Source organism: Bacillus cereus group sp. BfR-BA-01381, assembly GCF_022663555.1.
GTDB classification, from domain to species: Bacteria; Bacillota; Bacilli; order Bacillales; family Bacillaceae_G; genus Bacillus_A; species Bacillus_A pacificus.
Map to the genome: position 1 here is coordinate 68,072 of NZ_JAKUFR010000017.1, position 6,799 is coordinate 74,870.

Here is a 6,799-nt window from a genome sequence, read left to right on the forward strand (position 1 = left end):
CAAACAAAAAAGTCATTAACTGAAAATTGTTAATGACTTTTTGTTTCTATAAAAAAACGCTCTAATCCTTCTTCCCAAGAAGGCATTTGTAAAAAACCATTTAATCGTAGCATGTTATGTTGGAAAATAGAATATTTTGGTCTCGCTGCCGCCGCTCCAAATTCTTCAGTTGAAACCGGTAATACATCCACTTTCATATTTGCATACGAAAATATTTTCTTTGCAAATTCAAACCAAGAACATGATCCTCTATTGGATATGTGATACGTACCGTATAAAGAAGTATGAATGAGCTTATTAATCATTACATTTAAATCCGCCACATACGTAGGAGAACCGATTTGATCCGCTACAACAGATACTTCTTCTCTTTCTTTCCCTAATCGCATCATCGTTTTCACAAAATTATTTCCATACTTACCATACAACCATGACGTACGAACGATAAAGTATTTATTATGTAACTCTTTGACGAACTGCTCTCCCGCATATTTAGAAGCCCCGTATATATTTATCGGCGCCGGATTATGAAATTCATCGTACCCTTCCGGTCTATCACCTTGAAATACATAATCCGTACTAATATAAACTAACTTCGCCCCCACTAATTGTGAGACAACTGCTACATTTCGAGCCCCTATTGCATTTATTCTATAAGCAAGATCTCGTTCTTTCTCAGCTTGATCAACCTTCGTATACGCTGCACAATGAATAATGATATGTGGCCTTATTTCTTGTACTACTTGCTGCACTTTGGATATATTTGTTATATCTAGTAACTTTTTATCAAATGGATATATGTCATATTCTTCAGGATTTAACTCTTCTTGTAGTTGCTTTCCCAATTGACCATTTGCTCCTGTTATGATAATCCGTTCTCTCATTTATATACCCCTTACTTTTTTAATGGTTTCCACCATTCCTCATTCTTCTCATACCATTGCACCGTTTCTTGTAACCCTTGCTCAAACGTATACTTCGGTTCCCAATCAAATTCATTCTTCATTTTCTCTGCATCAATCGCATAACGGCGGTCGTGTCCTAAACGGTCTGTCACATATTCAATATCCTTTTCCGTTTTTCCTAAGAGAGTAATAATTTGTTCCACAACATCTATATTTGTTTTTTCATTATTTCCACCTATATTATATACTTCTCCTATACGTCCCTTATGCAAAACAACGTCAATCGCACGACAATGATCCGTTACATGTAGCCAATCTCTTACATTTAATCCATCGCCATATAACGGTAATTTTTTTCCTTCGAGCGCATTCGTAACCATTAACGGAATTAATTTTTCAGGATATTGATACGGCCCATAGTTATTGGAACAACGCGTTACGATAACTGGTAATTGATATGTTTTATAATAAGATAAAGCTATCATATCGGCGCTCGCTTTGCTTGAAGAATATGGACTATTTGGAGATAACGGGGTTTCCTCGGTAAATCGCCCTGTTTTTCCTAAAGATCCATACACCTCATCCGTTGATACTTGCACGAGTTTAATATGCGGATATTTTTTTACTAATTCTAATAAGGTGACTGTCCCAATTACATTTGTATCATAAAAAGGGATCGGATTTTCAATACTACGGTCCACATGTGATTCAGCTGCGAAATTGACAATGACTTGCACATCACGTTCCTGAATAACATGCTCCAGCAGCTCTCCATTTTGAATTTCCCCTTTTACAAAATAGTAATTCGGATGATCTTGAATAGACTTTACATTATTTAGGTTTCCACTATATGTTAATGCATCAAAATTAATAATTTTATATGTTTCATAGCTTTGTAACATATAATGCACAAAATTACTTCCAATAAATCCAGCTCCACCTGTTACTAATATATTCATAAACAACTCTCCTACTCAAAAACTATCTTCACATTCCTGAAGTGATGGCAATATTCGATCTTTGTCAGACAAAATAGGACTTGTTACCGGCCACGGAATTGCTAATTCTTTATCACTCCAAAGTACCCCTGAATCATGATTAGCACTATAATACTCATCTACTTTATACATAACAATCGTATGCGAAACAAGTGTACAAAAACCGTGTGCAAATCCTTTTGGCACTAATAATTGCCGATGATTATCCGCGCTTAAAATATATCCTCTCCACTGCCTAAACGTTGGGGAATCTTTTCGCAAATCGACGATAACGTCATAGATTGCTCCTTGCATAACTTGAATAAGTTTCGTTTGTGCTTTCGGATTTCTTTGAAAGTGTAATCCCCGAATCGTTCCCGCTTCCGCTGAATATGAAACATTATCCTGTACAAATGAATACTTAATCCCTAATGTTTCTAGCACCTTCTTATTATAACTTTCAGTAAAAAAGCCACGCCCATCTCCAAATAACCTCGGTTCTAACAATTTTGCGTCAGTAAAGTTTGTTTCTATAACTTTCATATTCTCACCTATTCTCCGTTAAACTGTTTACCAAAGTTTATATCCCGCGCTAACGTATTCGCCCTTTGAAGAGAAATGTGAGTTCCTGCATCAGTCCACCAACCGCTCATTTCATTATAAGTAAGTACCCCTCGTTTTAAATACCAATTATTAATATCTGTAATTTCAAGTTCTCCCCTTGCGGAAGGTTTTAATTCTTTTATATAAGAAAAGACTTTCGAATCATACAAATAAATTCCTGTGACTGCATAGGAACTTTTCGGCTCTTTCGGCTTTTCTTCAATTTCAATTATTTTGTCGTTTTGAATATGCGCTACGCCAAATCTCTCTGGATCATCTACAGATTGCAGCAGTACTTTCGCACCCTCTTTTTGATTTGCAAACTCTTCAACATACGGACGAATATCATCAGAAAAGATATTATCTCCTAATATAACTACCATGCGATCATTCCCAACGAAGTCTTCACAAAGCCCTAATGCTTGCGCAATTCCACCAGCCTTATCTTGCACACGATACGTAAAGGACACGCCAAATTCTTGACCGCTTCCTAAAAAACTAACAACATCTCCCATATGCTCTTTACCTGTAATAATCATAATATCTGTAATTTCGCATTGTTTTAGCTTATATACTGCATGATAAATCATTGGATACCGTCCAACTGGAAGCAAATGTTTATTCGTTACTTTCGTTATTGGATATAATCTTGATCCAGTTCCACCTGCTAAAATAATTCCTTTCATCCTGCATCTCTCCCTTATGATGGAGATAATATATCTTTGTAATGTTCTACAAACACTTTCCGATACTCCTCATATGTATCCGCATCAAACTCATCCCCGTTATAGTGAATACACCATAAATTTGCTTGATTAGGGATACCAATTAAATAACCAGCCCTTTGAAATTCTAAAGACTGCGACACATCATAAAAGTGGAACCCTTGAAACAAATCTTCTCGCCACGGAATATCATATTGCGTTGCCATGAATAAGCCATCAATTGCCTGCACCGACATAAAAGATTGTCTTCCATAAAATTCCTGATCCAAATTTAATAATTGATAATTCCGTCTTCTGTACTCAATCACTTTCCCTACTAAATTTTTCCCTTCCCACCATATCCCGTTACTCGGTAAAAATTGTGCTCCAGCTACTCCAATTAAGCCGAGCTTTTCATTATCTTTAAAAAGGGAAATAAGTGTATAAAACATCTCTCGATTAATAAGATAAGTGTCCTGATGTATATAAACCTTATACTTCGCTGGATATGAAAGTGCTCGGTTATATGCACTCGCCATACTCTTCGCATCTCGTATCGGAAAAATTTGTACGACATAATCAGGGGGAACAAAAAGATTTCTTATTTGTCTCTCGCATTGTTCAAATAGCTCTTCATTATTTACACAAACAACAACTAATATTGTACGATCCTTCATTTTGTAGCCCCTCTATTCGTCTTGATTTACATCTGACATATAGTTCTCCACAAATATCTTTCTATACTTGTCATAATTGGTCATATTCACATCAATGTGATAGTGAATGCACCACGCATCACGCTGTACAGGAACCCCAACTGTATAGCCAGCTTTTCTAAATTCAAATGACTGAGATACATCATAATAGTCAAATCCATCAAACAAGTCTTCTCGCCACGGAATATCATACTGCGTGGCCATCAATAAACCATCAATACATTCCACCGGCATAAATGTTTTTGAATCATGGTACGGCTGTTCTTGAGTTGCCATATAAAATAAATCGTTCATATAACCAATTACTTTCCCAACAACCCCCTTGCCTTCATTCCATATCCCGTTTGGAGGAACATATTGGGCTCCAATCATTCCAATCATTCCAAGATGTTCATGTTCGTTAAATAATTGAAGTAATCCGTATAAAAATGCCACATTCATAATGAAAACATCTTGGTGTATATATACTTTATATTTCGCTGGATGCGAAATCGCTTGATTATATCCGCTCGTCATACTTTTCGCATTCCGAATTGGCATAAATTGTACAGTATACCCTGGAGGCACCGCTAAGCTCAATATATGTCGTACGCACTGTGCATACATTTTCCGATCATTCATACATGTAACAAATAATATTGTTTTTTCAGCAGCACTCATAACTGTGATTTTTCTGCTTCAATAATATACTGAAATACGACCGTCTCAGCCATGAAGCCACTTCCAAGACGATATTTCTTACAAATTCCATATAATTCCTCAATAAGTGGTTCGTACAATTTATGATCAATATATACACGATCTACTTTACTAATCGAATAGCCTGCTTTTAAAAACATTCGGAGCATTTCATTAAATGTAAAGAAACGAATATGTGTTTTATCTAATAAGCCATATTCTGTATACGTCCAATTTCCAGCAAGTAACGGCGCTAATACTGAAATGTGAGCAACGTTTGGTATACTTGCTAAAATCACACCATTTTCTTTTATATATGGCTTTACTTTTTCTATTACGGCCCAAGGATCAAATAAATGCTCTAATACGTCACCAAATATAACGCAATCAAATTGCTCCTCCTCGTACGGCATATCCATTGTTTCTATATCGCCTAAAACGACATGATCTAGTTTTTCTTTTGCTTGTTCTGCCGCCTCTGGGAATGCCTCAATTCCAGATACACGTGTGCCATTTTCTTTTATGGCAGCTCCCAATGCACCACTCGAGCAACCGATATCAAGAACTTCTTTCCATTCCTTTTTTATATGCTTTAATAAATTCGGATTCACTGCATTATAATAATGCCCAGACTTTTCTTCGTATAAAGAATTTTTTGGGGAATTCATTTTACACACTCCTTATGCAAATTGAATTTGAAATATAAATCTCATTTAAAGTCTATAAATGTAACCTGTACTAGTTACATTGCCGATACTTTACTATATAGCCAATCTATTAGAGTTAGAATCGCGATGAGCCATTTCTAAAAAAAGCTGCCTATAACGATTTATATTGTTTATCAAAAACACTCCGAAAATATTTGCGGTTATATTCGATTGCAGCATTATTTGGAACATAAGCAGCCGCTAATTCGTTGTAATAATAAGCTTTGTCTTGATCTCCTAACTTGCTATAACAAATACACATTTGTAAATAAGGAAGCCATGTGTAGCTCGCTGGACTATGAAACGGACTCTCCGTCGCCATTGGTACTTCCGTTGCAAGTTTAAACCAAAATATCGCTTCGTTATATTTTTGTTGTTCCATATATATATATCCTATTCTTGTACAATTCTCCCCTCTAGGAACATCATATCGAAACGACTTCACGCAAGATTCAATTGCCTTTTCCCATGATCCAAGCTTTGCATAGCAATCTCCTAACTTACCACATGCATAAATTTTCTCTTCATACCATCCTTCATCTTGATTAAGAAATGTTTCATATAGCATAACTGCATCATCATATTTTTGGTTATCCATAGATTCATTAGCGTAATAAAATAAATCTCTCGGACTCAATTCTTCTCCTGCAGCTACAGCATTTTGAAAAATTTTCAAATTACGATTTGTTACCTTTTTTTCTTTTTTATGTGTAATAGCAACATTACTACTAAAAGTTTCACCAGAAATAGCTAAATACTCATGAACCTTTCCAAACCATTGAAATTGTTTTTCACGCTTTACAAGTCGATTTCTTTTTGTACAATATAAAGGTTTCCCGCTAGAATCCAATGCAAGATGATAAGGCATCGAAACAGCATCAATTTTAGGATCTAATTCTCTTTTTAAAAGTTTCAATGCTTCTTGAGCATCTTCTAATAATACGTCATCTGCATCTAGCCACAATATATACTCTTGCGTTGCTTTTGAAAAAGAAAAATTTCTTGCTGCTGCAAAATCATTAATCCATGGAAAGTCATATATGTTAGAGGTATATTGAGCTACAATTTCTTTCGTTCGATCAATGGAACCTGTATCAACTATAATAATTTCATCAACAATTTTTTCGACTGCATCTAAACATCGACCTATTGTATCTTCCTCATCTCGAACAATCATACATAAACTAATTGTAATTCCTTGCTTGTTCAACATAATCACCCTCTTCCAAATCAATCATATGTTATACATACAATAAACTTTCCACTTTTTTAACTTGCACAAGCAGTTTAAGATTTCTTTTCAATAATTCAAATGTCCGTGTCATTTTCTTTCGGTTTTGCATCTACTATATAATGAACGCTTTATGGAGGTGAATTTATGTCAAATAATAATTATTCAGATGGATTGAATCCCGATGAATCTTTATCAGCTAGTGCATTTGACCCTAATCTTGTAGGACCAACATTACCACCAATACCACCGTTTACCCTTCCGACTGGGCCAACTGG

The 6,799-nt window shown here is 35.5% G+C and carries 9 protein-coding genes; 1 reads left to right on the forward strand and 8 read right to left on the reverse strand.

Going from position 1 to position 6,799, the window contains the following annotated elements; all coding sequences use genetic code 11:
- Window positions 1-29: 29 nt before the first annotated feature.
- The 8 genes from rfbD to MR079_RS08750 form a co-directional block, all read right to left on the reverse strand.
- Window positions 30-884 carry a dTDP-4-dehydrorhamnose reductase gene (gene rfbD, locus MR079_RS08715; protein ID WP_242293875.1) on the reverse strand — a complete coding sequence of 285 codons (855 nt, stop codon included), beginning with the start codon at window positions 882-884 and terminating at the stop codon, window positions 30-32.
- Window positions 885-895: 11 nt separating this feature from the next.
- Window positions 896-1,864 carry a dTDP-glucose 4,6-dehydratase gene (gene rfbB, locus MR079_RS08720; protein ID WP_098923590.1) on the reverse strand — a complete coding sequence of 323 codons (969 nt, stop codon included), beginning with the start codon at window positions 1,862-1,864 and terminating at the stop codon, window positions 896-898.
- 15 nt (window positions 1,865-1,879) lie between these two features.
- Complete coding sequence (rfbC, locus tag MR079_RS08725) at window positions 1,880-2,425, reverse strand: dTDP-4-dehydrorhamnose 3,5-epimerase (RefSeq protein WP_242293876.1); 546 nt, start codon at window positions 2,423-2,425, stop codon at window positions 1,880-1,882.
- A gap of 8 nt (window positions 2,426-2,433) precedes the next feature.
- Window positions 2,434-3,171, reverse strand: coding sequence for a sugar phosphate nucleotidyltransferase (locus MR079_RS08730; RefSeq protein WP_000676173.1), 738 nt, complete (start codon window positions 3,169-3,171; stop codon window positions 2,434-2,436).
- Between the two features lie 14 nt (window positions 3,172-3,185).
- Complete coding sequence (locus tag MR079_RS08735) at window positions 3,186-3,866, reverse strand: glycosyltransferase family protein (protein WP_000654995.1); 681 nt, start codon at window positions 3,864-3,866, stop codon at window positions 3,186-3,188.
- 12 nt (window positions 3,867-3,878) lie between these two features.
- Window positions 3,879-4,565 carry a glycosyltransferase family protein gene (locus tag MR079_RS08740; protein ID WP_139869776.1) on the reverse strand — a complete coding sequence of 229 codons (687 nt, stop codon included), beginning with the start codon at window positions 4,563-4,565 and terminating at the stop codon, window positions 3,879-3,881.
- Window positions 4,562-5,251, reverse strand: coding sequence for a class I SAM-dependent methyltransferase (locus tag MR079_RS08745; protein ID WP_242293877.1), 690 nt, complete (start codon window positions 5,249-5,251; stop codon window positions 4,562-4,564). The genes MR079_RS08740 and MR079_RS08745 overlap by 4 nt, the downstream gene beginning before the upstream one ends.
- Window positions 5,252-5,402: 151 nt before the next feature.
- Window positions 5,403-6,503: a glycosyltransferase gene (locus tag MR079_RS08750; RefSeq protein ID WP_000932900.1), complete on the reverse strand. Its 1,101-nt coding sequence runs from the start codon at window positions 6,501-6,503 to the stop codon at window positions 5,403-5,405.
- Between the two features lie 165 nt (window positions 6,504-6,668).
- Here MR079_RS08750 and MR079_RS08755 point away from each other — a divergent pair.
- A partial coding sequence (locus MR079_RS08755) for an exosporium leader peptide-containing protein (protein ID WP_242293878.1) occupies window positions 6,669-6,799 on the forward strand: 131 nt, incomplete at its 3' end.